22 protein-coding genes are annotated in these 23,709 nt (G+C 46.5%); 13 read left to right on the forward strand and 9 right to left on the reverse strand.

Going from position 1 to position 23,709, the window contains the following annotated elements; translation table 11 throughout:
- Positions 1–9: 9 nt before the first annotated feature.
- Genes pabC through tmk form a run of 3 tightly spaced genes read left to right on the forward strand, consistent with a single transcriptional unit; the run spans position 10 to position 2,611 of the window.
- The gene (pabC, locus tag Q1A41_RS03005; protein WP_299974523.1) at positions 10–888 is read left to right on the forward strand and encodes an aminodeoxychorismate lyase; all 879 of its coding nucleotides are present in this window, start codon (positions 10–12) and stop codon (positions 886–888) included.
- A 14-nt stretch (positions 889–902) separates the two neighbouring features.
- Complete coding sequence (mltG, locus tag Q1A41_RS03010; RefSeq protein ID WP_299974526.1) at positions 903–1,958, forward strand: endolytic transglycosylase MltG; 1,056 nt, start codon at positions 903–905, stop codon at positions 1,956–1,958.
- 20 nt (positions 1,959–1,978) lie between these two features.
- Positions 1,979–2,611: a dTMP kinase gene (gene tmk / locus Q1A41_RS03015; RefSeq protein ID WP_299974529.1), complete on the forward strand. Its 633-nt coding sequence runs from the start codon at positions 1,979–1,981 to the stop codon at positions 2,609–2,611.
- A 23-nt stretch (positions 2,612–2,634) separates the two neighbouring features.
- Here the strand turns inward: tmk and Q1A41_RS03020 are convergent, their stop codons facing one another.
- From Q1A41_RS03020 to Q1A41_RS03030, 3 genes are all read right to left on the reverse strand, one after another.
- A complete protein-coding gene (locus Q1A41_RS03020) occupies positions 2,635–3,192 on the reverse strand; it encodes a hypothetical protein (RefSeq protein WP_299974532.1) in 558 nt (185 codons plus the stop codon).
- 140 nt (positions 3,193–3,332) lie between these two features.
- A complete protein-coding gene (locus tag Q1A41_RS03025; RefSeq protein ID WP_299974535.1) occupies positions 3,333–3,965 on the reverse strand; it encodes a pseudouridine synthase in 633 nt (210 codons plus the stop codon).
- 130 nt (positions 3,966–4,095) lie between these two features.
- On the reverse strand, positions 4,096–5,361 hold the full coding sequence (locus Q1A41_RS03030) for an autotransporter outer membrane beta-barrel domain-containing protein (RefSeq protein ID WP_299974538.1): 1,266 nt from the start codon (positions 5,359–5,361) through the stop codon (positions 4,096–4,098).
- Positions 5,362–5,593: 232 nt separating this feature from the next.
- Here Q1A41_RS03030 and Q1A41_RS03035 point away from each other — a divergent pair, with 232 nt between their 5' ends.
- The 3 genes from Q1A41_RS03035 (at position 5,594) to Q1A41_RS03045 (ending at position 8,033) form a co-directional block, all read left to right on the forward strand.
- Positions 5,594–6,601 (forward strand): DNA polymerase III subunit delta', encoded by a 1,008-nt coding sequence (locus tag Q1A41_RS03035; RefSeq protein WP_299974541.1) that lies wholly within the window; start codon positions 5,594–5,596, stop codon positions 6,599–6,601.
- A gap of 166 nt (positions 6,602–6,767) precedes the next feature.
- Complete coding sequence (locus tag Q1A41_RS03040; protein WP_299974544.1) at positions 6,768–7,121, forward strand: PilZ domain-containing protein; 354 nt, start codon at positions 6,768–6,770, stop codon at positions 7,119–7,121.
- A 138-nt stretch (positions 7,122–7,259) separates the two neighbouring features.
- Positions 7,260–8,033: a TatD family hydrolase gene (locus Q1A41_RS03045; protein ID WP_299974547.1), complete on the forward strand. Its 774-nt coding sequence runs from the start codon at positions 7,260–7,262 to the stop codon at positions 8,031–8,033.
- An 83-nt stretch (positions 8,034–8,116) separates the two neighbouring features.
- Here Q1A41_RS03045 and Q1A41_RS03050 read toward each other — a convergent pair whose 3' ends face one another.
- Both Q1A41_RS03050 and Q1A41_RS03055 read right to left on the reverse strand, forming a co-directional pair.
- Positions 8,117–9,175 carry an MJ1255/VC2487 family glycosyltransferase gene (locus tag Q1A41_RS03050; RefSeq protein ID WP_299974550.1) on the reverse strand — a complete coding sequence of 353 codons (1,059 nt, stop codon included), beginning with the start codon at positions 9,173–9,175 and terminating at the stop codon, positions 8,117–8,119.
- Positions 9,176–9,187: 12 nt separating this feature from the next.
- Positions 9,188–9,724: a phosphatase PAP2 family protein gene (locus Q1A41_RS03055; protein WP_299974553.1), complete on the reverse strand. Its 537-nt coding sequence runs from the start codon at positions 9,722–9,724 to the stop codon at positions 9,188–9,190.
- A gap of 533 nt (positions 9,725–10,257) precedes the next feature.
- On the opposite strand from Q1A41_RS03055, the gene Q1A41_RS03060 reads away from it, so the two are divergent.
- From Q1A41_RS03060 to yajC, 5 genes are all read left to right on the forward strand, one after another.
- Positions 10,258–10,884: a dUTP diphosphatase gene (locus Q1A41_RS03060; protein WP_299976149.1), complete on the forward strand. Its 627-nt coding sequence runs from the start codon at positions 10,258–10,260 to the stop codon at positions 10,882–10,884.
- Between the two features lie 350 nt (positions 10,885–11,234).
- Positions 11,235–12,218, forward strand: coding sequence for a malate dehydrogenase (locus tag Q1A41_RS03065; protein ID WP_299974556.1), 984 nt, complete (start codon positions 11,235–11,237; stop codon positions 12,216–12,218).
- A 186-nt stretch (positions 12,219–12,404) separates the two neighbouring features.
- Positions 12,405–12,875: a thioredoxin-dependent thiol peroxidase gene (gene bcp / locus Q1A41_RS03070; protein ID WP_299974559.1), complete on the forward strand. Its 471-nt coding sequence runs from the start codon at positions 12,405–12,407 to the stop codon at positions 12,873–12,875.
- A gap of 329 nt (positions 12,876–13,204) precedes the next feature.
- On the forward strand, positions 13,205–14,383 hold the full coding sequence (locus Q1A41_RS03075) for an AraC family transcriptional regulator (RefSeq protein ID WP_299974562.1): 1,179 nt from the start codon (positions 13,205–13,207) through the stop codon (positions 14,381–14,383).
- Positions 14,384–14,515: 132 nt separating this feature from the next.
- Positions 14,516–14,851 (forward strand): preprotein translocase subunit YajC, encoded by a 336-nt coding sequence (yajC, locus tag Q1A41_RS03080; RefSeq protein WP_299772367.1) that lies wholly within the window; start codon positions 14,516–14,518, stop codon positions 14,849–14,851.
- Positions 14,852–15,608: 757 nt separating this feature from the next.
- Here the strand turns inward: yajC and Q1A41_RS03085 are convergent.
- Together Q1A41_RS03085 and Q1A41_RS03090 are read right to left on the reverse strand one after the other, a co-directional pair.
- Positions 15,609–16,469, reverse strand: a complete 861-nt coding sequence (locus Q1A41_RS03085) for a hypothetical protein (protein ID WP_299974564.1) — start codon at positions 16,467–16,469, stop codon at positions 15,609–15,611.
- Positions 16,470–16,583: 114 nt separating this feature from the next.
- Entirely contained in the window at positions 16,584–17,921 is a 1,338-nt protein-coding gene (locus Q1A41_RS03090; RefSeq protein WP_299974567.1) for a glutamine synthetase family protein, read from the reverse strand.
- 253 nt (positions 17,922–18,174) lie between these two features.
- Between Q1A41_RS03090 and Q1A41_RS03095 the strand changes: the two genes are divergently transcribed.
- Complete coding sequence (locus tag Q1A41_RS03095) at positions 18,175–19,485, forward strand: FAD-binding oxidoreductase (RefSeq protein WP_299974569.1); 1,311 nt, start codon at positions 18,175–18,177, stop codon at positions 19,483–19,485.
- A 129-nt stretch (positions 19,486–19,614) separates the two neighbouring features.
- Here the strand turns inward: Q1A41_RS03095 and Q1A41_RS03100 are convergent, their stop codons facing one another.
- Both Q1A41_RS03100 and Q1A41_RS03105 read right to left on the reverse strand, forming a co-directional pair.
- Positions 19,615–19,926 (reverse strand): hypothetical protein, encoded by a 312-nt coding sequence (locus Q1A41_RS03100; protein WP_299974572.1) that lies wholly within the window; start codon positions 19,924–19,926, stop codon positions 19,615–19,617.
- Between the two features lie 305 nt (positions 19,927–20,231).
- Positions 20,232–20,693 (reverse strand): flavodoxin family protein, encoded by a 462-nt coding sequence (locus Q1A41_RS03105; RefSeq protein ID WP_299974575.1) that lies wholly within the window; start codon positions 20,691–20,693, stop codon positions 20,232–20,234.
- Between the two features lie 134 nt (positions 20,694–20,827).
- Between Q1A41_RS03105 and Q1A41_RS03110 the strand changes: the two genes are divergently transcribed.
- Positions 20,828–23,419, forward strand: a complete 2,592-nt coding sequence (locus Q1A41_RS03110) for a DNA internalization-related competence protein ComEC/Rec2 (protein ID WP_299974578.1) — start codon at positions 20,828–20,830, stop codon at positions 23,417–23,419.
- The last annotated feature ends 290 nt before the right edge of the window (positions 23,420–23,709 follow it).

The raw sequence follows: 23,709 nt of genomic DNA on the forward strand, positions 1-23,709 counted from the left end.
CGAGCTAAGATGACTCAGGCCGCGCTAATTTGCCGTGTTAATGGCCGCGATCAGCAGCAGATCAGTCTGTTTGATCGCGGTTTTCAATTTGGCGATTCTATTTTTGAAACCGCCCGCTTCTATATCGATCGATGCCCATTCTGGGCTTTGCACCTTAAGCGCTTTTCACAAGCCTGTGAACGTTTAGCTTTTCATTTTGATGTCGCCAAGCTCCAGGCGGAATACCAAGAGGTATGTCAGCTGCTGCAGGCACAAGGCCAGCGCGAAGCAATCGTTAAGTTTCAGCTGTCTCGTGGTGAAAGTCTGCGTGGTTATGCTCGTCCAGATGGAGAGGCGAATCTTGTGGCCTTGGCCTTTTCGGCCGAACCCTGTGATCAAAGGGTTTCTCCAAAAAAATTAGAGCTTAGCCCGATCAACCTAGCAAGACAGCCTTTATTGGCAGGGCTTAAACATGGCAATCGCTTAGAGCAGGTACTGGCTCGTCGGCAGCTTAGCCCGGGCTGTGATGATGCGATCTTATTGGATAGTGAGCAGCATGTGATTGAAGCTATTAGCAGCAATTTGTTCTATAAGCAGGATGGTTGCTGGCTAACTCCGGATTTAAGCTTCAGCGGTGTTGCCGGAGTAGTGCGGGCCTATTTGCTTGAGTGTGAAGCGTTAACGGTTTCTCAAACCCCGCTTACAGTAGAGCAGCTGCTTCGATCTGATGCCATTTGCTTGGCAAACTCTGTACAGGGTATTCAAGCTGTAGAATCTCTGCTGATAAGCTCTGGGCCACTGCAAGGCCTCCATAAGTGGCAAGGGCAAGGCGAAACAGTCATGGCCTGTGAATCGCTGTCGCAGATTTACCAAGAAGGGTTTACACTGCCAGTGCTTAGCTCAGAATAATTGGAACAAGAAGTATGTTGGATGCATTAGGCCCCTGGCGGCGTTACCTGATTGGCTTTGTGGTGGCCATGGCACTTATGTCGGCGGCACTGCTGGGCGCCTATCTTTGGGCGAGTCAACAACTGCAGCGCAACTTGCAACTGGCCGACGGCCAATTGCTTTATACCATTCCTGCTGGTGCCAGCTTGGCAAGCGTGAGTCGAGACCTTGAAAAGCAAGGTGTTATTCCTTCTGCACGTTTGCTGCGTCTATATGCTCGCATTACTGAGCAAGGTGGTATTCGTCGCGGAGAATTTCAGCTGGATGAAAGCTTGAACTCCATCACCTTGTTGGCAAAATTCCGTAGCGATGATGTGGTGCAATATCACATAACCTTGTTAGAGGGCTGGCGCTATCAGCAGGCACTGGACTATATTCACAGTAAGGACAATATTAAAGCTGAATTACAAGGCTTAAGCTGGGATGAGCAGAAGCTAAAATTAGGCATTGAGCTGGATCACCCGGAAGGTTATTTTTTTCCCGATACTTACCGCTACCAAAATGGTGAAAGCGATGTGGCTATTTTAAAGCGAGCCCATAAAAAGCTTCAGAGTATTTTACAGCGAGAGTGGGAGAATAGAGCCAAAGCACTACCTTATAAATCGCCGGCAGAAGCCTTGGTAATGGCATCAATTATTGAAAAAGAAACCGCGCAAGATAGTGAGCGAGAAACCATCTCGGGTGTTTTTATTCGACGCCTGCAAAAAAATATGCGTTTGCAAACCGACCCTACTGTTATCTATGGCATGGGTGACAGATACAAAGGTAATATTCGCCGCAAAGATTTGCGTGAAGCGACGCCGTACAATACTTATGTGATTAAAGGTTTGCCGCCCACTCCGATTGCCCTAGTAGCGGAACGCTCTATTTACGCCGCGATGCACCCTGATAGCAGCAACTATCTATATTTTGTTGCTAAAGGTGACGGCAGCCACAAGTTCTCCGCAACTTTGGATGAGCATAATCGCGCCGTACGTGAATACCAAATTGAGAACAGAAAATCTAATTATCGCTCGGCCCCCAAAAGCTAAGCGTGACTAAGGATATTGATATGAGCAGCAAGAAGCCGGGCTTGTTTATAACGGTTGAAGGCACCGAAGGCGTGGGTAAAACCAGCAATATGAATTTTATCCGCGAAAACCTTGAGGCTCGGGGCATTGAGGTGGTTTGCACTCGCGAGCCAGGGGGCACGCCATTGGCTGAAGAGTTGCGAGAGCTATTGCTGGCTAAACGCGAAGAGAAGGTGGATGAAACCGCCGAGCTGCTGATGATGTTTGCTGCCCGTTCGCAGCACTTACAGAGTCTTATCATACCAAGCTTGATGCGAGGTGCTTGGGTGCTTTGTGATCGCTTTACCGATGCCACCTATGCCTATCAAGGTGGTGGTCGCGGTTTATCCATGCAAAAAATCGAGCAGCTCGAATCGCTGGTTCAGGGACAGTTACAGCCGGATGCCACTTTTGTGTTGGATGTTGATGTGGAATTGGGTTTGGAGCGAGCCAGCAAGCGCAGCGAAGCCGATCGTTTTGAATCCGAGAAGGTAGAGTTTTTTGAGCGTGTGCGTGCTTGCTATTTGAGCAGAGCCGAACAAGACCCTAAACGCTTTTTTGTTATCAATGCCGGGCAAGAACTAGCGGCTGTGCAACAGGATATTGCCCAGCAATTAGAGCTGCTATTGCCATAGGGCGATAACAGCTTTAATACACGCTATTTAGCCAGCTCACTCAGTGGTAAGGCTTTGGCAAAGCTCTTGAGGGATTCATCGCTGGCGGAGCTTGGTGTTAAAGTAATAAAGCGACCTTCACCCATTGGAATCATCAGGGTCTCGCCAGAAATAAGCGTGCCCTTATAGGCTCCTAGGCGAACTCTGCTACCCGCTTGCATCATCCCCATTTGTGCAAATGCAGCGCCAGCAAAATTATTACCCCCACCGGTAATATTAAGCTCAATGCTTTCAGAGCCTTTGCTGTATCGAGCTTCAGTAACAGTCATGCCTAGAGCTTTATTGCTGCTTAGGCTTTCACGTTTCCAGCCGTCAATATTGGCCGCTAATAGTTCTTTTTGGGCTTTCTGTTGCATTTGCTCTAGGCCTTCCACGCACCAGCGAGCTTCTTCCAGTGCGGCTTTTACATCACCGTCTTTTAGAAGATCATAAGCGGCTTTACAAGACTCTTCGGTATCTTCAGACAATACCATCGGGCTAGCCAGGTTGAGGCATAAAAAAATTGGGGCGCAAAGCAGTATCGAGGTTTTATTCTTAAGCATTACAAATCCTTATGGTTGGGCTTAGTCACGTAAAAATGGCTTAGTAGTGAATAACTCAGGCAATTGTTGAGTGCTATTTTATGCCTTTAAGCCACAACCGCGATTACACTCCCTTACCAATTTTCTCGCCTTGAAATGAATCAAAAATCGGCAGGACAATTTATGCTTAATGGTGATTTTGTGATGGGGTGCAGTAGTTGCAAATGTTCTGCATGGAGACACAACCTTGACGTCTTTTGTTTTATTTCAGTAGGAGCGTAGAATTCATCTCCTAAGATGGGGTGCCCAATAGCTTGCATATGAACTCTTAATTGATGGGAGCGGCCAGTAAGGGGTTTTAACTCTAGGCGGCTGCAGTCAGCGTCTTGGTCATATGACAGCACTTTAACTTGGGTTTGAGCGCTCTTGCCATTCTCATGGTCGACAATTTGCAGAGGGCGGTTTGGCCAATCACAAATCAGCGGTAGGTCTATCAGTTGCGAATCGTGTTCCAGTTTGCCATCTACTAGAGCACAATAGCTTTTATACATGCTGCGCTTTTCAAACTGCAAACCCAGTGCAACCTGAGCCTCGTGACTTAATGGAATAAGAATAAGGCCAGATGTGGCCATATCCAAGCGGTGAACAATTCGTGCGTTAGGGTAGTGGGGCAGCAGACGATTGATTAAGCAGTCCTGCTTATCGGGGCCTCGTCCAGGAACAGATAATAAGCCAGGTGGTTTGTTAACGGCCAACATATGCTCGTCTTGGAAGACAATCTCGATATCTAACATGCTGCTTACTGTGTTTAATTAAAGCTTAAGCTGCTATAGATAATACGATATCAATAGCGTAAAGAAGGGCGGCATAGTAAGGACTTAAAGAAGGGAAGGCAAGCCAGCGGGCGCTGGCTGCCTTAGACATTTATAGTTCTTTGCGAATACCCAAGACCCACTGTGAGCGATCAAAACTGCTATTACTCTCTTGCCATTGATACTCAAAGTATGGAATCCAGCCATTGGGCAGAATAGCCACTAAGCCAAGTGCCGCATTGATATAGCTATCATCAGGCGATTCACCGGCAAACTGGTATACGGTATTGCTGTTGTCCTGCACAAAGCGTGCACTCATTGACTGCGGATCGCGGTCAAACTCTTTTTCAAACTCAACTCGCAACTGTGGAATCAGTACGCCAAAATCCTGATTAAATACGCCGCTAATATTTAGGCCGAGATTGGCAATTCGGGAATCTCTTTCCATTTTGGAAAAGCTCATGTTTAATCCGGTATTGCTTAGGTCGCGCTCGCTAAAGCCGTCAATCTCAGAGCTGGCCCACAGCAGCGAGGCATAAGGTGTAAATGACCACTGTTCGACATTTATATTGTAACCGCTATTTAAGCTAAACCACTGACTTTCACCATCTGCGCTGCCAGAAGTTCGAGAGCTGATCGCCGTTAATGAGCGTGTGGATTCTTGAAAGATAGAGTTACGACTGAAATCATTATCGCTGCGACTGAATCCAGCGCCCGCTTGTAGATACCAGTTGGCGTTTAAGTCGGCAGTGGCAAAAAAACTCAAGGCTGACTGCGAACTGTCTTTGCGACCAGCAGAGTTTACTGGAGAAAAGTTTACCCCGGGTAGTTCTCCGCGAAAATCCAGTTCGGTATCTTCATAGGCGTACATAGCGCCAATCACTAGGCTGTCATTAACTCGATAATCCAGACCGAGCTCAAAGGCGGTGCCATCTGAATTGTAGCCACGCTCAGTGCCAAAGCTTGCTTGACGCTTAGAGTCTTCTTGTAACTGCCGAACATTGACTAAGACGCTGAAAGGGCCAATAGGTGTCTCACTGCCACTGCTACCTCCCTTAGGGTTTTGTTTACGCTCTTGCTGCAAGCGTGCGTTGGCGCGTGCAAAGCTTAGAGCGGCATCATTACTGCTGAGCATTTGGCTTGGATTGAGTGAAGCCTCACTGTCTGTTGAAAGATCTCCCGGTTGGGCGGGCCCAACAAAACATAAGCCAGTGAGCTGGCCGTGATCTTGGCTATTATTGCTCTGTTGCTCACAAACATTAAAAAAGTAATCTTGGAAATTAGCTGGGCCTGCTTGGCTACTGCTCGCCAAAGCAAATGTTAAGCATGCCCCTATGCTTGCAACACTCTGGGCTGGCTTGGTGAATTTGCTAATCATTATCGAACTCCATGGCGTAGGGTAAATAGGATAATATTAGCTTTAGCTGACATTGGGTAAATCCCTAGAACTGACCAGCTGATAACAGTAATACCTCTTCCAGGCTGCAAATCTTAGTTATTGCCGTACTCAATAATGGTTAGTTTGACCCAGGTAAGCACTAAAGGGTGTGGGGATAAATGCGATCTGGCATAATTAAAGACCCGATCAATGAATAAACGGCGAGGTTTGAGTGTCCGTAACGCTTCCTTACCCTTGGCAGCAGGAAACCTTAAGTGGCTTGCTTGCACGGTTTAGCCAAGGACAGCTTCCCCATGGATTACTATTTAATGGCACAGCTGGTGTCGGCAAACGGCATCTGGCGAATTGCTTGGCAGAATATGTTTTATGCGCCGGGCCAAAGAATGATGCTGCCTGTGGTCAGTGCAAGTCATGTGAGTTAATAAAGGCCGGAACGCACCCAGATCTTCAAAGCGTGGCACCTGAAGAACAAGGTAAAGCTATAAAAATTGATCAAGTGAGAAAGCTCAATAATTTCTTAGGGCAAACCTCACAGCAGGGGGGATACAAAGTAGCCATATTGGCACCGGCAGAGGCAATGAACATTAATGCGGCCAATGCTCTATTGAAAAACCTCGAAGAGCCCAGCGCACGCACGCTGATTATATTGATCAGCGATGCCCCCAATCGCCTCATGGCAACAATTCGTAGTCGCTGTCAGGCAGTTGCCTTTGCGGTGCCAGCTCTGGCAGAAGCCAGTCGCTGGCTGGCCCCCTTATGCGGTGATTATGAGCCCGAGGCCTTGTTAAATATGTGTTCAGGGGCGCCATTGGCCGCCAGGGATCTATTGGACGAAGGGCGATTAGAGGCTCGTTTAAGCTTTGCCGATGATCTCAATCAAATTGCAGCGGGCCAAATGTTCTCATTACAGGCGGCTGCGCGTTGGATGGACGCCGAGCCCTTATTATTAATTGAAGCCTTGCTGACTTGGCTGCAATCGGCCAGTCGGCAGGAAGTTCAAGGTGACATCGGCCAGCTTATGGAGGCCGAATTACAGCTGTTACAACTATTGCAGACGGTCGGTGTAAAACTGCGATTTCGCTTATACGATAAGCTGCTGCAATCCAAGGCTCAGATTCTTAGTGGAGCCAATCCTAATCAGCAGCTTTTATTGGAAGAAATTGCGATGGATTGGCAGGCAATGATGGCCTCGCGAAAACCCATGAGGCCTGCTATTTAGGGGCTATTTGATCCTGCTTGATGGCCTTGGCCATTGAAGGCTGCTATATTAGTGAATGATTTCGAATATTGTGCTGCTAGCCTTTTATCGGCTGAAATGTGAACAGTTAGCAGCTATTTGCCGTTATAAAGCGGCTACTAGAATGGATATTTAAAAGGACATTGTTATGGCGGGTTTGGGCGGCAACGCTCGTAACGGTATTTTATCCCTTACGATTAAAGACAAAGCAGTGCTCTATGCGGCTTATATGCCCTTTATTGAGCATGGTGGCCTTTTTATCCCGACCAGCAAGCAATATCAGTTAGGTGATGAAGTGTTTATGCTTTTGAACCTGATGGATGAACCAGAAAAAATCCCTGTAGCTGGCAAGGTTGTTTGGATCACGCCCAAAGGTGCCCAAAGTAACCGTGCGGCCGGCATTGGTGTTCAGTTTAGTGATCATGATAATGTGGCGCTAAACAAAATCGAGACCTATTTGGCAGGCTCAATAGACTCTGAACGTCCAACTCATACCATGTGATTTGAACCCCGTATTTTACGGCCTAATCGGTTTGCCGGTTGGGCCGTTGTTCGTTTTAAGGGCTGGAAAATACTAAACCTAGTAAAATATTAAGCCTAATAAAATACTAAGCCCAATAAGTAAAAAGAGATTTCTACCGTGTTAATTGATTCCCATTGCCACCTTGATCGTTTGAAATATAAAGAAGGTGAAACCTTAGATAGCGCTGTTAGCTTCGCATTGGAGCGCGGCGTCGAAAAAATGCTTTGTGTGGGGATCAGCACAGAGAACCGTGAAGCGGTAACAGCAATTGCTGAAAAATATGAGCAGGTCTATGCCTCGGTTGGCGTTCACCCTTTAGATGTTGAAACGGGCTTGGCCAGTATTGATGATCTTATTGCCTGGTCGAAGCATGAGAGAGTAGTTGCCCTTGGTGAAACCGGCTTGGATTATTACTACAGTGCTGATCAAAAAAGCTTACAACAGGAAAGTTTTGTGATGCATTTACAGGCTGCGGCCCAATGTGGCTTGCCAGTAATTGTTCACACAAGAGATGCACGCCAAGATACCCTAGATCTTATTAAGCAGCATGGTGATTTAGAGAAGGCGGGTGTCTTGCATTGCTTTACCGAAAACTGGGATATGGCCTCGAAGGCGCTAGATATGAACTATTACATTTCTATCTCGGGGATTGTAACCTTTCGCAATGCCGATGAGCTCAGGGATGTGTGTAAAAAAATTCCTCTTGAGCGCTTATTGATTGAAACTGATTCGCCTTACCTTGCGCCTGTACCTTATCGTGGCAAACCTAATCAGCCTGCTTATGTGCGCGAAGTCGCTGAGTTTATTGCTGAGTTAAAGGGCGTGAGCTACCAAGAGCTAGTGCAAACCACCGCCGATAATTTTCATCGCCTGTTTTATAAATCGGCCTAAAGCTCGTCCTGTACATTCAACACATAAAAAAGAGAGCCTTGTAGAGCTCTCTTTTTCCAACCGAAATTCCATAAGTCGTTTTATTAACTGGTAATAAAGTTTCGATTACCCTCGGCAGAGGTTTTTTGCCAAAGATCTTCACTTAAATCCCGGTAGCAATCCCAGTTGCCACCTTGTAGCCAGTTGACAATATGTTTTGCAACATCAGGGTAGTGAACCTTCTGGCTTTTATTCCATTGTAACCAAGCATCTACGGTTGGCCTTTGCAGTTGATCCATGGCGATACCCAAATCCAATTCATACAGGGCTCTCGCATTAGATTCCTGCTCTGTTTGTCCTTGTAGTGGTTTAACCAATAGCTTCTTACCTAGAGTGATTGCTTCGCTGGCAAGTTCAAATCCCGCATTGCATATAACACCCTCACAGTGGTGTAAATCTTGATGGAAACCTTCGCGGGAAGCAGGTTTGAACTTCAAGTGTTCTAGCTCGCAAGGCTCATAAAATGGGCCATAAATTGCAAATTGAAAATCTTTAAAGGGAGCTAATAACTCTACAACGTCGGCCTGAGCTTCAAAGCCCAAGTAGACTAAAATGAGAGGTTTTTGACCGGTAGGAGCTTGTGTAGCTTCATGTAACTCAACAATCGGAGGTAAAATATTTTGATCAAAATGGTGCCAGTGTAAGCCTAGCCCTATGCTAACCGGCGCAAAGTTCTGCATGATTTTACGCGATAGAAAATCATTCCCCGCTTTAGGTACAGCATGATCAAATGCATATTGATGACCAATGCCAATACAGGGCTTGCCGGCAAGTTTTGCCGCCCAGGCCGATACTGGCTCAAAATCACTGACCACGACATCGTATTCTTTAAGGCGCTTGCGCATGGCCGCAACATCTTTAAAGAACTGCAGCCAGTGATTTTGTTTGAGAGTTTCTAAATTACTAATTTTGCCATTTTTAAAAGCAAACGATAAACCAGATAAACACTCCCAATCGCCAAACTTTTCCATATCAAAAAAGTCTTCGCGTTTGCGACCGGTGAATACATATTGTGTGTTTTCGAGGGGGAGGTGTTTAGCCATAGCATGGGCGCGAGAAATGTGGCCATTACCCGTGGCCTGCACCCCGTAAAGAATTTTCATGCAGTGTAAAACCTATAAATAACTCAAAATCAGAAAAGCAATGCCATGACCCAAAGTAGCGCCAGCAACAATATCGGTAGGAAAGTGAACGCCTAACATGACCCTAGAGCTACCCACCATAACTGCCCAGATATACAACACAGGTGTGAGCGCGGGATAGAAGCTCGAAAGCATGGCTGCCATTAAAAAAGCCGCTGAAGTATGCCCAGAGGGGAAGCTAAATTGATCAGAGGGCTGTACTTCGCTTTTAAAGTTGGGCAGCGCTGCCGGTGGGCGATTGCGTTTAAAATGATTTTTCAAGATGTAATACAAGCAACGCTCTACAACAAAACCGGCGGCGAGTAATACGAAAAATTGATTGCTGCCTTGTAATAGCAGTAGCAAACCAAACAGCGCATACAAGGGGCCGTCGGCGCTTTTAGAAACCCAGTAGCTGCCTTGAATAAACAGCTGACGATGCTTTCTACGTAAGCACCAATAAAAGGCGGCCACATCAAATTGATGGATACTGGCGAGAATTTGTTGTCCGGCACTGATTGGTGAGGCCATATTCTTCTTCTCCTAGTTTTTGCTGAGTCTAGGGAGCCAATATTTCAGTTGGGTGTTGCTTAGATTACAGTTGTATGAAAGTTGAGCAGTTGCGCATTGTAGAATGCTAGGAGCTTCCCTCTGCCTTGCTGGGCCATCTCCGAGTCGGATGAGGAGCTGAGCTTGGATGGATCCAGTTTTTTGCGTGCCCAGCAAGGTAGAGGGAAGCTCCAAGCATTCGGTCCGGGCACCTCAGTGTCTTTTCTGCTCTTCTGACATTGCGGGACCGCCTCCGAGCGGGCGAGGAGCTGAGCTTGGATGAGGCCAGCTTTTTGCGTGCCCAGCAAGGCAGAGGGAAGCTCCTAGCATTCGGTCCATTCACCTCAGTGTCTTATTCTGCTCTTATGGCCTTACTGTACCACCTCCTCAGTGGGGTGATTCAATATAGCCTTATTATGGTGTTCCACTTTTACGGACTTGTAGTTCGCTTATGTCTGCTTCATCGCTATGGTAAACTTCAGCACCTTATCAAAGCCAATCAACAAGGGCAGGGCATGAGCCAGAAATTACAGCAACAAATACGCATAATGTTGGATCTTCAAGACAATATGAACAGCAAAGTTCATCAAGACTGGAGAGCGCAAAACTTTGAATGGTATCGCGCCATTTGGATCGAGTGTGGCGAGTTGTTGGATCATTACGGTTGGAAGTGGTGGAAAAAGCAGAGCCCTGATATCGAGCAGGTACGCCTAGAGCTTATTGATATTTGGCATTTTGGCTTAAGTATGTTGCTGATGAGTCAGGGCGATAAAGATGCACTAGCTGCGGACCTTACTGAACAAATGCAAAGCAGCACAGCGCCAGAGAATTTCCCCATTGCTTTGGAAAGTTTCACCGCTATTGTATTGGCCGAGAAACGCTTTCCTATTGATAGCTTTATGAGTTTGTTAGCCGGCGTAGAGCTTGATACCGAGGGCCTGTATACCAGCTATGTTGGCAAAAACGTTTTAAACTTTTTCCGCCAAGATAACGGCTACAAAGATGGCAGCTATCGCAAACTATGGGCTGGCCGTGAAGATAACGAACACCTTGTCGAACTGGTGCAAGAGCTTGATAGCAGCTCAGCGAGTTTTGCTGATGAGCTATACCAAGCGTTGCAGAGTCGTTACCAGCAAGGCTAAAGTTCTCTAATGAGTTTATGCCTACTCCAGTTTGTGGGATCGGGGCGCGACTAAAGTCCAATTGGCCCGGCGCTCATGCCGGGTACACTTCAGATATTTACCGGCCAATCTGCTTGGCTTGTCGTTTTTTTGATCATTAAATTTGATCTGGCTTACATGCAGAGGCATCAATGTGCCAAGAATCGTTCTTATTGATGCAATTTCGCCGTTAAATCACTATAATTGCCGCGCTTTATCTGGGCTCAAATGCTCGGAACGGCAAAGAATTTTGGCCTGGCGCTGACGCCAAACCTATTGCAGGTGGCGCAGGGCGGGGCTTAAGCACCTACCAAACTGCACGGAGATATACTGTGAAAGCACCTGTACGCGTTGCTGTAACCGGAGCCGCCGGTCAAATTAGCTACTCTCTTTTGTTCCGTATCGCTGCTGGCGAAATGTTGGGCAAAGACCAGCCTGTAATTCTACAAATGCTGGAAATTACCCCTGCCTTGAATGCACTGAAAGGTGTAGCGATGGAGCTGGACGATTGTGCCTTCCCTCTGTTGGCCGGTATGGTTTGCACTGACGATCCAAATGTTGCCTTTAAAGACGCCGACTACGCCTTGCTAGTAGGTGCGCGTCCTCGTGGTCCAGGTATGGAGCGTAAAGATCTGCTAGAAGCTAACGCTGCGATCTTCTCTGTACAGGGTAAAGCGATTAACGATCACGCTTCTCGTGACATTAAAGTATTGGTTGTTGGTAACCCAGCAAACACCAACGCGTTGATTGCTCAGCGCAATGCTCCTGACATCGATCCTCGTCAGTTTACCGCCATGATGCGTTTGGACCACAACCGTGCCATGAGCCAGTTGGCTGCTAAGACTGACAAGAGCATTAATGATGTTAAGAATGTCATCATCTGGGGTAACCACTCAGCCACTCAGTACCCAGACATTCACAATACAACTGTTGACGGTACAGGCGCGATGTCTTTGATCGACCAAGCTTGGTACGAGAATGACTTCATTCCAACCGTTCAGCAACGTGGTGCAGCTATCATTGAAGCCCGTGGCGCTTCTTCTGCGGCGTCTGCTGCAAATGCGGCTATCTTCCACATGCGTGACTGGGCTCTAGGTACTCCTGAGGGTGACTACGTGACCATGGGTGTATACTCTGATGGCTCTTACGGTATCGAAGAAGGTTTGATCTACGGTTACCCATGTACTTGTAAAGATGGCGACTGGACTATCGTTCAAGGTATTGAGCTAAACGAGTTCTCCAAAACCAAAATGCAAGCGACGGAAACCGAATTGCGTGAAGAGCGTGACGCGGTTAAAGACTTACTACCTGCTTAATATTACAGTGAGTGAAGGCTTAAAAAACGCGGCTAAGCCGCGTTTTTTTATGTCTAAGATTTATCATAGGTTTAGAACTTAATGATAAAAATAAACTTTTATTAAATAAACACTTGAGTTTCTTTGATCAATAATGACAATGTTGATCAGGCAAGTGCATGATAGTCCAAAGGAGAGGAGCCTCGTATGGCACACCCAAAGATCGGAAATATGGCCCCAGCGTTCACCCTTAGCAACCAAAAGGGTGAAAAGGTTAGTCTTAAAGACTTTCGCGACAAGGCCAATGTACTGCTGTATTTCTACCCGAAGGCCTTAACACCTGGTTGTACCACCCAAGCTTGTGCACTGCGTGATATTCCTGCGGAGTTAAAGGCTCGCGATTGCGTTGTTCTGGGGGTAAGTCCAGATCCTGAGGCCAAACTACAGCGTTTTATCGATAAGCATGAGCTTAATTTCGACTTGTTGTCCGATGAGGATCATGCCATTGCTGATAAATATGGCGTTTGGGGCTTAAAGAAATTTATGGGCAAGGAGTTTATGGGGCTTATTCGTACCAGTTTTATCATCGGTAAAGATGGGCGTCTAAAAGTCATTCTCGATAAGTTTAAAACCAAAACCCACCATGAAGACGTACTGGCCGCTTTAGATGAGCTGTAATTAAACTTACGTTTGTCGCATAAATCAAAGCATGGCTATTAGTATAGGCTTTTATTAGAATAGTCAGTATTGTGTTGTATTTGCTTTAGAATGAGTTTTTTGGTGATATGGCAGTCAAAAGTTTGACATTCCTTAGGATGCCTATCGCTTAAGTTCCTAAAAACTATGGGTTTTTTAAGCAAAACTGGATTTTTGGCATATAAAACAACTGCTTGGCGTCGGGGAGGGTAGTTATCCAAGCGCCAACAGATCATAGTCGAGTATCAGTTTTCTAGTATTCGACTATGCTGTAAAGCATGCGAAATTATCAAGAGAACACAATAACGGCCTTGCAAAAAGAAACCGACTTTTTGAAAGCTGTTCCACCGGTGGGGGTGCCGGTGGTGCAAGGCGCTCATAGATTCGCAATTAGATTCCATTGCCGGCGTGCCGGTGTCGAAGTAATTGATAAGCGGGACCCAATGGCAGATTTTCAAAGCAATAAAAACACGCAGTCTTTGGCCGTACAGCCGACCTTTTCAACGGGTGGGTTTAATGAGTCCCCGCAAGAACAAACTGAGCGATTATTAAATAAAATCTCAAGCTACGATTTTCAATCGTTTACTGATCGATTACGTTTTTTGCATCACCAATTTACCGATCCAGCCCTAAATCAAGATGACTTATGGAAAAGTTATTTATTAGCGGGCTGTAAAATGTTCAGCATGGAGCAAGCTGGATTTTATAAAGTACTTAATCCATCACGTCCACGTTCACTGGCACAAAGCGATGGCATGCCAGCAATGTGCGAAACGGTAGAAAATACCGAAAAATGGTTAGAAATTGTAGCGTCGGAGTTACAAAATAGTGAAATCAGTGCTGGAAATTTAATCACGGAACAGGTTACGATGGACACCGGTTCAGGTGCCCCGTATGGCCAAGCGAAAAGGTATTTCGCTGCTTCGGTTAAAGTTGGAGAGAAGGATTTCGGAGTTTTATTGTTTCTCTCGCCCTCAACTTGTGAAGTAGAGCACAGTGAACTGGACCGCGAGACATTAAAACTCATGGCAGAAGGAGTGGCCCGTATGATCGAGCTTCGCAATGTGCAACCGGCTGGAGGATCCCTTGACCTCGAGCACTTTGCTACGGATGGTGTTAGTGGTTTAAGGGAATATATGGAGCGAGCAGCTTTGCCTCAGCTTTATGGTATTCCCAATCGCGTCGTTGAAATTTTAGTAGAGCGAATTGGTACCCAGCCGTTGGGTATTGACCATATCGCCGAAACATTGAATCTTTCAAAGCGCACTTTACAGAGGCGATTACAGCAGCAGGATCTCTGTTTCGCTGATATTCGCGATCAAGTGCGATTTCATTTCGCGATCGAGTATTTGATTCGTGGTCAGGATAGTATTGATAGCATTTCATCGTCGTTAGACTTTTCTGATCGCACCAGCTTCACAAACGCCTTTAAGCGTTGGACTGGCTTGTCGCCAAGCACTTTCAGAAAGCTATTCCGCGATTACGCCTAGCTAAGTAAGACGGCTTAACTCAAATAGTTGAGCCGATTTTATCTTCCGAGCCTGCAATCCTCGCGGGCATATTGCCCCTTTCTCCCAAACAGGTTAGAGTTCGCCTCCGAACGAATCGTTGGAGAACGCTAAATGAGCTTTTTTATACCTTCCGCCATGGCACAGTCTGAAGCTGCCGCTGCACCAGGTGGCGACCCTATCGTGACCATGCTGATGTTTGGCGGTCTGTTTATTTTCATGTACTTGTTCATTATTCGTCCACAGCGCAAGCGCCAGAAAGAGCATCAGCAGCTTACAGAGTCTGTTAATAAGGGCGATGAAGTGGTGATGAATTCCGGCCTGCTCGGTAAAGTTGTGCAGGTTGACGAAAACTACTTGGTATTGGACTGCGGCAAAGGCCAGGAACTTAAATTCCAGAAAGTGGCTCTGCATGCGGTATTACCTAAAGGAACCATCAAGCAGATCTAAGCTTGAGCTCCTAAAGCCATAAAAAAGCCCCGTACCACGGGGCTTTTTTATGCCCGCCCAACCGGGGTCAGATCCCGCGGGATCTGACCCCATTCGAAGCCGAGGTGCCAAAGCTATCAAGAAGTAATGTGAAGTCAAAAAACTAAAGCTTTAAGCCAATGAACTATAGCTTCACAATATTTCGAGCAGGAGAAACGCCAACCCTCATTGCGGGGTGGCCTCGATTAGAAATCGAGGCATCATCAACACCGTGCCAAAACCCCGGGGTCAGATCCCATGGGATCTGACCCCTTCTCGAAGCCGAGATGTCAAAGCTATCAAGAAGTAATGTGAGGTCAAAAACTAAAGCTTTAAGCCAATGCGCTATAGCTTCACAATATTTTGAGCAGAAGAAGCGCCAACCCTCATTGCAGGGTAGCCTCGATGAGTAATCGAGGAATCCTCAACACCGTGCCAAAACCCGGGGTCAGATCCCATGGGATCTGACCCCTTTTCGAAGCCGAGATGCCAAGTTATCAAGAAGTAATGTGAAGTCAAAAAACTAAAGCTTTAAACCAATGCGCTATAGCTTCACAATATTTTGAGCAGGAGAAGCGCCAACCCTCATTGCAGGGTGGCCTCGATTAGAAATCTAGGAATCATCAACACCGTGCCAAAACCCGGGGTCAGATCCCACGGGATCTGACCCCTTTTCAAAGCCGGGATGCCAAAGTAATCACTTAACCATAGGTGGTAAGCTCTAAAAAACTCACCAACGCTAAGCTGTGGCTTGCTCCTGAGTCTCCTCATGCCAGTCCAATATATTCAAATCGATAAATATAAAAGCCACTAGCCATAAAAAGGCATCCCAAAAATCTAGGAAGGAGCCGTCAATCCACCAATACACGGCAGCCCCTAAAAGAATAAGGTAGAGGACAAACTTGATGTATTTACTGCTCTTTAAAAACCCCTCACTCAACTTTTGATAGAGCTGCAAAATAACTTCGAGTTGCAAAAGTGCAACCAAAACAATCCAAGCACCGGCATTAAGCACATCAACAAAGGCTAAGTTATGTAGCAAGGTAATACTCTGATCATCGCCAATAATCTGGGTGTTGTTAAGCTGCTGTAGTGGGCCCTTAAGGCTTTTGCAGTTATCAGGGGTGATTGCAGGGTATTCGTTTAAAGAGTGGATTAAAGACCAGCCTTGGCCACTTAGCGCGCAGGCGTTTTGTTGTGCCGCTGGAATCAAATCAGTAACGGAAAGGTATTTGCTGAAATAGCCGTAAAAGGCATAGCAGATAAAACCATAGCACACGGCTTTTACGCTGCTGAGCAAATACCCCTGCCAGCTTTTTAAGCGCTCATCGCTAAGAATGGCGGTTTCTAATTCAAAGATCAGCAATAAAACGACCCATGATGCGGTATCAATGCTCGCTGAGTAGACTTCAATCAGATTGTTTAAGTTAACACCTTGAGGGTAGGCCTCTGGAATCGCTCCGGTGTCTTCGAGAATAAATAAATAGAGGTTATAAGTTAGCAGGGCATAAATAGTGTATTTAAACCACTGGAATGCACTAAGCCCGGCTAGAAGCGGTTTGTGTTTAATTAAGTAAATGTAATTTAATCGCTCAGTCATGGTTCATTCGCTGTTATTGTTAATGGCTGCCGCGATCGTAATCGCGGCAGATTTCCATGGACTTATGTTTTGTTCTGGGAGCTTCCTTAAACGCTTTAGTAAAAACCTATTGCTTTAAACGTTCAATAGTAGGTATTCACGCTCCCAAGAGCTGATGACCTTATTGAAGTTTTCATACTCTACTTCTTTAACGGCACTATAGGCGGCGATAAAGTTAGGGCCCATCACTTCAGCAATTTCTGGGCTATCACGCAATAAGCGAATGGCTTCTTCTAGGCTACGTGCAACATCAATACCTTCTTCATAGGCATCGTCGTCAAAAGGCTCGCCCGGGTCGATTTTATTTTGCATACCTAGATAGCCGCAAGCCAAACTGGCCGCAATAGAAAGGTAAGGATTGGCATCCATTCCTGGAAAGCGGTTTTCGACGCGAGTGTTTTTCGGCGAGCTGTCCGGTACGCGAATGCCAGTAGTTCGGTTATCAATACCCCAAAGCATATTCACGGGCGCAGCTACATCTCGAGTAAAGCGACGATAAGAGTTAACATTGGGCGCATACATTGAGATGCACGATGGTGTGTACTTTCTTAAGCCGCCAATATAGTGGTGGAAGCGCTCATTGGGTTTATCGTTTTCATCAATAAAAATATTACGCCCGGTTTTCTTATCAATAAAACTTTGATGAATGTGCATGGCGCTGCCGGGCTCGTCTTCCATAGGCTTGGCCATAAAGGTAGCGTATAGGCCATGTTTAATGGCAACTTCACGTACGGCGCGTTTAAACATAAACACTTGATCGGCAAGATTTAGCGGATCACCATGCTCAAAGTTAATTTCAAATTGCGCCGCACCGGATTCGTGAATCAAGGTGTCGACATCTAAATTGAGCACTTCACAGTAATCGTACATATCGTCGATGATATGTTCGAACTCATTTAGTGCGTCAATAGAGTAGGGTTGGCGGGCAAATCCTTCGTGCCCTGTGCGGCCGGTTGCGGGTTCAATTTTATCGCCTGGATCGTTGTTTTGTTTTACGAAATAAAACTCGGCTTCAGGGGCAATAACAGGCTGCCAGCCCTTATCTTCATAGAGTTTGATAATGCGCTTGAGTACATTTCGTGGTGCTAGCGGGTGGGGCTCGCCATCTTTGGTAAAGCAGTCATGAATGATTTGGGCGCTGGGGGTGTTTGACCAAGGTACTAAGCGAGCAGTATCTAGATCGGGTTTGAGGAACATATCTCCGTCAATACCGCTGCCCAGCAAATCATCGTGCTCTTCGGTAAAGCTACCATCGATACACTGGACCATAATGCTCTCTGGCAAGCGTGATTCTTCTTGGAAGAACTTCTTCACTGGAATCAGTTTGCCCCGGGCATTACCGGTCATATCTGGGATTAAACACTCGACATCCTCAACTTTATGTTGAGTAAACCATTCATTTAGCTCTGGCATAAATCACCGTTATTGGAATTTTAAGCAATATAGCGCGTAGCCCGCGATATTTCGAGCTGGCCACACATCACCCCACTGGGCTGAGCTTGATTATTGCAAAAACCCGAATTATCATTCAAGTAAATATTGAGTAATTATTCAAAAAATTATGAGATTTCAGGATAAAAAGTGATCAGAAGGTCAAATGCGGCCTTATGATAGGATCTTTGTGTTCTCGAAAACTCGGCAATCTGTAATGTAGGTAGGTAAAGCTATGTCCCAGCAAGACGCCAAAACCATAGGCTACGAGCCATCGTACTACTCGGCGACCGCTATCGGCGCCCAAGAAAGTCCGCAAATTCAAGGTGAAGTTGAAGCTGATGTCTGTGTGGTGGGCGGTGGCTATACGGGCCTAAGCGCAGCACTTCACCTCGCTAAGAAGGGCTATAAAGTCGTGTTGCTTGAGGCGGAACGCGTGGGCTGGGGTGCTTCTGGTCGTAACGGCGGACACTGCGGTGTTGGCCAGCGTAAAGACCAAGAAGAACTTGAGGCCATGGTGGGCAAAGAGCGCGCCGCTGAGCTTTGGCAATACAGCCTAGAAGCGGTTGATACCGTCGCTGAGCTAGTACGAGAACATAATATCGATTGCGACCTAAAGCAGGGTATTTTACATGTGGCTTCCAAGCCTAAACATGCCGGCTGGATGCAAGAAGATGTAGCCTTGCTAAGAGAAGACTATGGCTATGAGCAGTGCCGCTATGTCGATAAATACGAAGTATCCCAAATGGTGGGCTCGAAAGGCTTTCACGGCGGGCAAATTGACGAGCGCTCTTTACATTTGCATCCATTAAATTTTGCATTGGGTTTAGCGCGTGCTTGTCGTGAAGCGGGTGTGCAGATTTTCGAAAAGAGTCGCGTAAGCCATTATCAAGGCCAAGACAATCTAACGATTCACTGTGAAGACAATGGTCGCGAAATTGGCCAGGTAAAAGCCAAGTTTATGGTGATGGGTTGTAACGGTTACTTGGGCAAGCTGGAATCGAAAATGGCGGGCAAAATCATGCCCATCAATAACTTCGTTCTAGCGACCGAGCCTTTATCCGATGATTTAGCGCGTGAACTCATTCGCGACGATACTGCGGTTGCCGATACTTTGTTTGTAATTAACTATTGGAAACTCAGCGGCGACAATCGATTGATTTTTGGTGGCGGCGAAAATTACAGTAGCCAATTTCCAGCAGACATTAAAAACTTTGTGCGCAAATATATGCTGCGTATCTATCCGCAGTTAGAAAATACCAAGATTGATTACGGTTGGGGTGGCACCTTAGCCATTACTTTAAACCGTATGCCGCACTTTGGTCGCCTGCAGCCTAATATTTTATTTGCCCAGGGTTATTCTGGGCATGGTGTTCCAACAGCTGTTATGGGGGGTAAGTTGCTGGCAGAGGCGGTATCGGGCACGGCCGAACGTTTCGATGTGATGGCCAATGTACCGACTCAAACCTTTCCTGGCGGTACCATGCTGCGTTGGCCAGGTTTAGTTGCCGGTATGTTGTTTTATAGTTTGATGGATAAGTTGTAATAGAGAGTGAATTTAAAAGAAAGCCAGGGTTTCAAGCCCTGGCTTTTTTATTTGGGCTGTACGGAAAACTGCACAGATTTGTAGCAACATGTTCCAAACTAGTGCTTGTAGTTTACTGGCTAGTTCTATCTACGCCTCTATAATTTGCCCGCGATAAACGCGTTTAGGGCGTTCGTCTTTAGTCCTTTCAGTTTGCGGCACCTTATCAAAACCCATTTTTTCACTTGCGTTGATATCGTAAAGGGGCTCATCTAAAGATCGGTTTTGCTCGATAAACTCGCGTATAAGTACTTTGCAGACAGAGTCTCGGCTTTGCTCGAAGGCATTGTATAGTTCGCTAATTAGCTCAGGGTTGGCCAGTTTAATGGCCGGTTTTTGATGGCTGGGCACACGACGACGAATTTCTCTCAGCAAATCGATCATATGTTTGTTAAAACGCATAACTACCCCCAGAAAGTAAAAACTAGTGGTCTATACGCAAGTACCGTGCCGAAACCCCGGGGTCAGATCCCACGGGATCTGACCCCTATATCGGGGCCGAGTTGTTTGATCGTCTCACATCACTTTAACAGATGCTGAAATTTGCAGGTGTAAAGTGCGAGTCGCAAGAAGCTGCCAAGTAGGGTCGCTACATAGTGGTTTGATCTAAAAATCAAAGAGATATGAACACCGCGCCGAAACCCGGGGTCAGATCCCATGGGATCTGACCCCATTTCGAAGCCGGGATGTTTGGGGGCTACAAATAACTAAAAGATCCCCATACACAAGCCAGTTGCAAATGCCTCGCCATTCTCTTCTGCTTGCTGTAAGTGGCTATCTAAAATCTCACCTTTGGCAATTAAATCCGGCAGTGCTTTTTTCATCGGGTAACCACATAAGATTCTGTCCATCTCCCGCACGGCGCCACTGCCATCATTACCTGCGGAAACTAATAAACCATAGGGGCGATTTAACTCATAAGGCTCGGCCGGGTAATAGGTGCGATCAAAAAAATCTTTAATGGCACCACACATATATCCAAAGTTTTCCGGACTGCCGAATAACACGCCGTCACACCATAAAAGATCTTCCAGGTCAGCATCGAAAGCTCGCTTAATGCGCGGCTCGCAGCCTTCCTCTTTCCTTGCTCCACGAGCAGCGGCCAAGACTAATTGCTCGGTATTGCCGGTTTGGCTGTGGTAGACGATAAGTAATTTAGCTTGACTCATGAGTGCATTGTAAACCCCTTCTATAGCCTATGAAATGCTTTTGTCTGATAGGCAATGCCACATCAAGCGCTTTTGGCTGCTTGGCTATATTCAATCAAAGGTAATAATGCGCTTTACACTTAGGAGGAGTCCTTGTGCGGGCATTGCTTTTCTTGATTGCTATGGTGCTTGCTGGCCAGCTATCCTTAATGCCACCAAGGATGGTGCTCTATGGGGGAGGGCTACTTGCTTTGCTGTTATTCGTAGCAAGCTGGTACTGCTCTGACGATCAACCCAAAGGGCGAAAGAAAAATAAACACTGGCTTAGCCAACATCTAAGTATCTCTTACTTATTAAACCTAACAGCCTGCTTTCTTCTCGGCGCCTGTCTGATATTAGTGCGTGCAGATTTTCAAATGCAAAAACAGTGGCCTGCTTTGTTGGAAGGTCGTAGCTTAGTCGCCGAGTTTGAAATTATCAGTCAACCAGAGATAGGACAGAGATCCTATCGCTTTCAGGCTCGCTTGAGTGAACTGGCCTTTGCGAACGGCCAGCCCTTAGATAGTGCATTCTGGCAGCGACAAAAACAACACAAGCTGAATTTAAGCCTCTACTATACAACGGCTTTAAAACTAGACCCTGAATATAAACAGCAATCACCCCAGCGACTGCAATCACAGATCGGCCTATTTACCGGTGCTATTGTTAAAGCCGAGGTCAAACTTAAACGCCCCAGAGGCTTACACAATTTTGGCGCCAGCGATTATCAAGCCAGAATGCTAAGCCAGAGAATAGTCGCACAAGGCTATATAAAAAAACTTCACGCTATAGAGCCGAGAGATTACTCCAGCTTACGCATGCGCTTGGCGCAATATCTAGATGATCAAGCTATACAACACGGTGCCTATTTAAAAGGTTTATTGCTGGGGGATCGTAGTGATTTGGATAAAGAAGATTGGGCATTGCTCCAGCAAACCGGCACAGGGCATCTGTTGGCGATATCCGGTTTGCACATCGGCCTAAGTGCGGGCATTGGTTTGCTGTTGTTTAGTGCAATAGGGCGCATTGCCCAACTATTCAGTGAAAGAATGCCGGCGGCACAAATGCTGGCAATGTGGGGCAGTGGCTTTACCGCCCTGGCTTATGCCTATTTAGCGGACTTTAGCCTACCGACACAGCGCGCACTAATCATGTTATGGGTTTATTTGCTAGCGGCTTTAAGTGCTCGTCAGGTTTCTTCTTGGCAAGTTCTAATTGTTGCATTAATTGCGTTATTGCTCCTCGATCCTTGGTCGCTAGAGCAAGCTGGAGGCTGTCTTTCCTTTGCCGCCGTCGCAGCACTGGTATACGGATATTGGGGGCGTAGTAACAAATTTGGGCTGGCGAAAAAAGCAAAGCCAACAATTTCTCGAAGCTTAATGGACAAGCTTAAACATTACATCTGGCAGTTGCTGCGTGCACAAATCATTATCATGAGCTTCTTAACAACGGTGCTATTTAGCTTGCAGCTTCCTTCGGGCAGTCTATCAATGCCCGCTAACTTGCTGGCCATTCCATGGCTGAGCTTTGTGGTAATGCCTTTACTTATGCTGTTCTGTATCCAATGGTTGCTAGGCCTAGACTGGCACTGGCCGTTACAGTGGGCCGATAAGGCAATGGATGTGTTGCTATTTTATTTGCAGCAGCTTTTATACTGGAAATCTGAAACTCTAAGTAAATATGACATTGAATTGGAAACCCTCTGGTGGCCAAGCATAGCTTTCAGTAGCACAACGTTTTTTTTAATGTTGCTTTCGGGCTTATTATTTTGGCTGCCAAAAGGCTTTCATGGTCGTTTACTATTTTTGATTCCCCTTATCATTTTGTGCACGACATCAACCAGGGAGCAAAGCAAAGATCTAACAATCACCACGCTGGATGTTGGACAGGGCTTAGCGGTTTTGATCGAAAAAGGCTCACGCGTAGTGCTCTACGATACCGGCCCAATCTTCGGCCAAGAGTACAATGCCGGTGCAAGCATCATCGCCCCTTTTCTAAGGTACCGCGGTATTAAAACTATAGATCACCTGGTCGTTTCACATGGAGATTTAGATCACGCAGGCGGGGTTAACTCAATCGCTCAGCAATTTAATCTGGAAGAAGTTTGGACAGAAGGCAATTATCAAAACACCTTACAGCACTCTGAGTTTATATCTAAACCCGTAAAAAGCTGCCAGGCTGGTGAGAGCTGGTACTGGCAAGGAATAAAGTTCACCTGGCTGTGGCCCAATGCAAAAAAACACAAAGCCTCGGCAGCAAAGCGCCGTAATAATCGATCCTGCGTATTACTCTTGCGCTATCAAAATCTAAAAGTACTATTGCCCGGCGATATTGAAAGTTGGGCAGAAAAGCAAATTCTCAAAGAGCTAAATGGCCAAGCGCAAGAAGGTTTAACCGCGAAGCAGAACCGAGCTAACATCTGTCAGCTCAATGCCATGCTGCTACCACACCATGGCAGCCACAGCTCTTCCCATAAAGCCTGGGCAAAGTGCACCCAGCCGGCGGTAACAATTAGCAGCAGTGGCTGGCAAAATCATTTCGGCCACCCCAGCCCAAAAGTACTACGGCGATACCCCAATAGTATTCAGTTAGACACAGGTAGAGATGGTGCAATCAGTTTGTCCTATGGGCAGGATGAAAACGGTCTTATTCGATTGCAAAGTATCAGCAGGAGTCGAGATCTGCGACGGCGATATTGGCATGATTGAACCCATCAAATCGACATGAGCTCTACGTCCCGAATAGTTACTGCTTTCCAAAGTAGGCCAGTTAAGTCATAGCCGTGAAGGGGAGGCCTAGACCGCAATAAAGAGCGAGCGCCGATTAAGCAGCAAAGACTCACGTCTTTTTGTGAGGCTTTGCTGTGAAATGAGGGTAGCCGGGAGGGCCGCTGCTCGCGGGCTGGGCCTCTCCTTCACGGCTATGGCTTAGCTGACCGGTCTAGTTTAGGAACATTGAAACTGAGAAATTAGCAACACTCATACTCATTCACAGCCCC

The organism is uncultured Pseudoteredinibacter sp. (genome assembly GCF_947502065.1).
Classification (GTDB): domain Bacteria; phylum Pseudomonadota; class Gammaproteobacteria; order Pseudomonadales; family Cellvibrionaceae; genus Pseudoteredinibacter.

Bases quoted from the DNA above. Each gene is read 5' to 3' on its own strand.
- pabC (WP_299974523.1), top strand. From the start codon at position 10: ATGACTCAGGCCGCGCTAATTTGCCGTGTTAATGGCCGCGATCAGCAG.
- mltG (WP_299974526.1), top strand. From the start codon at position 903: ATGTTGGATGCATTAGGCCCCTGGCGGCGTTACCTGATTGGCTTTGTG.
- tmk (WP_299974529.1), top strand. From the start codon at position 1,979: ATGAGCAGCAAGAAGCCGGGCTTGTTTATAACGGTTGAAGGCACCGAA.
- Q1A41_RS03020 (WP_299974532.1), bottom strand. From the start codon at position 3,192: ATGCTTAAGAATAAAACCTCGATACTGCTTTGCGCCCCAATTTTTTTA.
- Q1A41_RS03025 (WP_299974535.1), bottom strand. From the start codon at position 3,965: ATGTTAGATATCGAGATTGTCTTCCAAGACGAGCATATGTTGGCCGTT.
- Q1A41_RS03030 (WP_299974538.1), bottom strand. From the start codon at position 5,361: ATGATTAGCAAATTCACCAAGCCAGCCCAGAGTGTTGCAAGCATAGGG.
- Q1A41_RS03040 (WP_299974544.1), top strand. From the start codon at position 6,768: ATGGCGGGTTTGGGCGGCAACGCTCGTAACGGTATTTTATCCCTTACG.
- Q1A41_RS03050 (WP_299974550.1), bottom strand. From the start codon at position 9,175: ATGAAAATTCTTTACGGGGTGCAGGCCACGGGTAATGGCCACATTTCT.
- Q1A41_RS03055 (WP_299974553.1), bottom strand. From the start codon at position 9,724: ATGGCCTCACCAATCAGTGCCGGACAACAAATTCTCGCCAGTATCCAT.
- Q1A41_RS03060 (WP_299976149.1), top strand. From the start codon at position 10,258: ATGAGCCAGAAATTACAGCAACAAATACGCATAATGTTGGATCTTCAA.
- bcp (WP_299974559.1), top strand. From the start codon at position 12,405: ATGGCACACCCAAAGATCGGAAATATGGCCCCAGCGTTCACCCTTAGC.
- yajC (WP_299772367.1), top strand. From the start codon at position 14,516: ATGAGCTTTTTTATACCTTCCGCCATGGCACAGTCTGAAGCTGCCGCT.
- Q1A41_RS03085 (WP_299974564.1), bottom strand. From the start codon at position 16,469: ATGACTGAGCGATTAAATTACATTTACTTAATTAAACACAAACCGCTT.
- Q1A41_RS03090 (WP_299974567.1), bottom strand. From the start codon at position 17,921: ATGCCAGAGCTAAATGAATGGTTTACTCAACATAAAGTTGAGGATGTC.
- Q1A41_RS03095 (WP_299974569.1), top strand. From the start codon at position 18,175: ATGTCCCAGCAAGACGCCAAAACCATAGGCTACGAGCCATCGTACTAC.
- Q1A41_RS03100 (WP_299974572.1), bottom strand. From the start codon at position 19,926: ATGCGTTTTAACAAACATATGATCGATTTGCTGAGAGAAATTCGTCGT.
- Q1A41_RS03105 (WP_299974575.1), bottom strand. From the start codon at position 20,693: ATGAGTCAAGCTAAATTACTTATCGTCTACCACAGCCAAACCGGCAAT.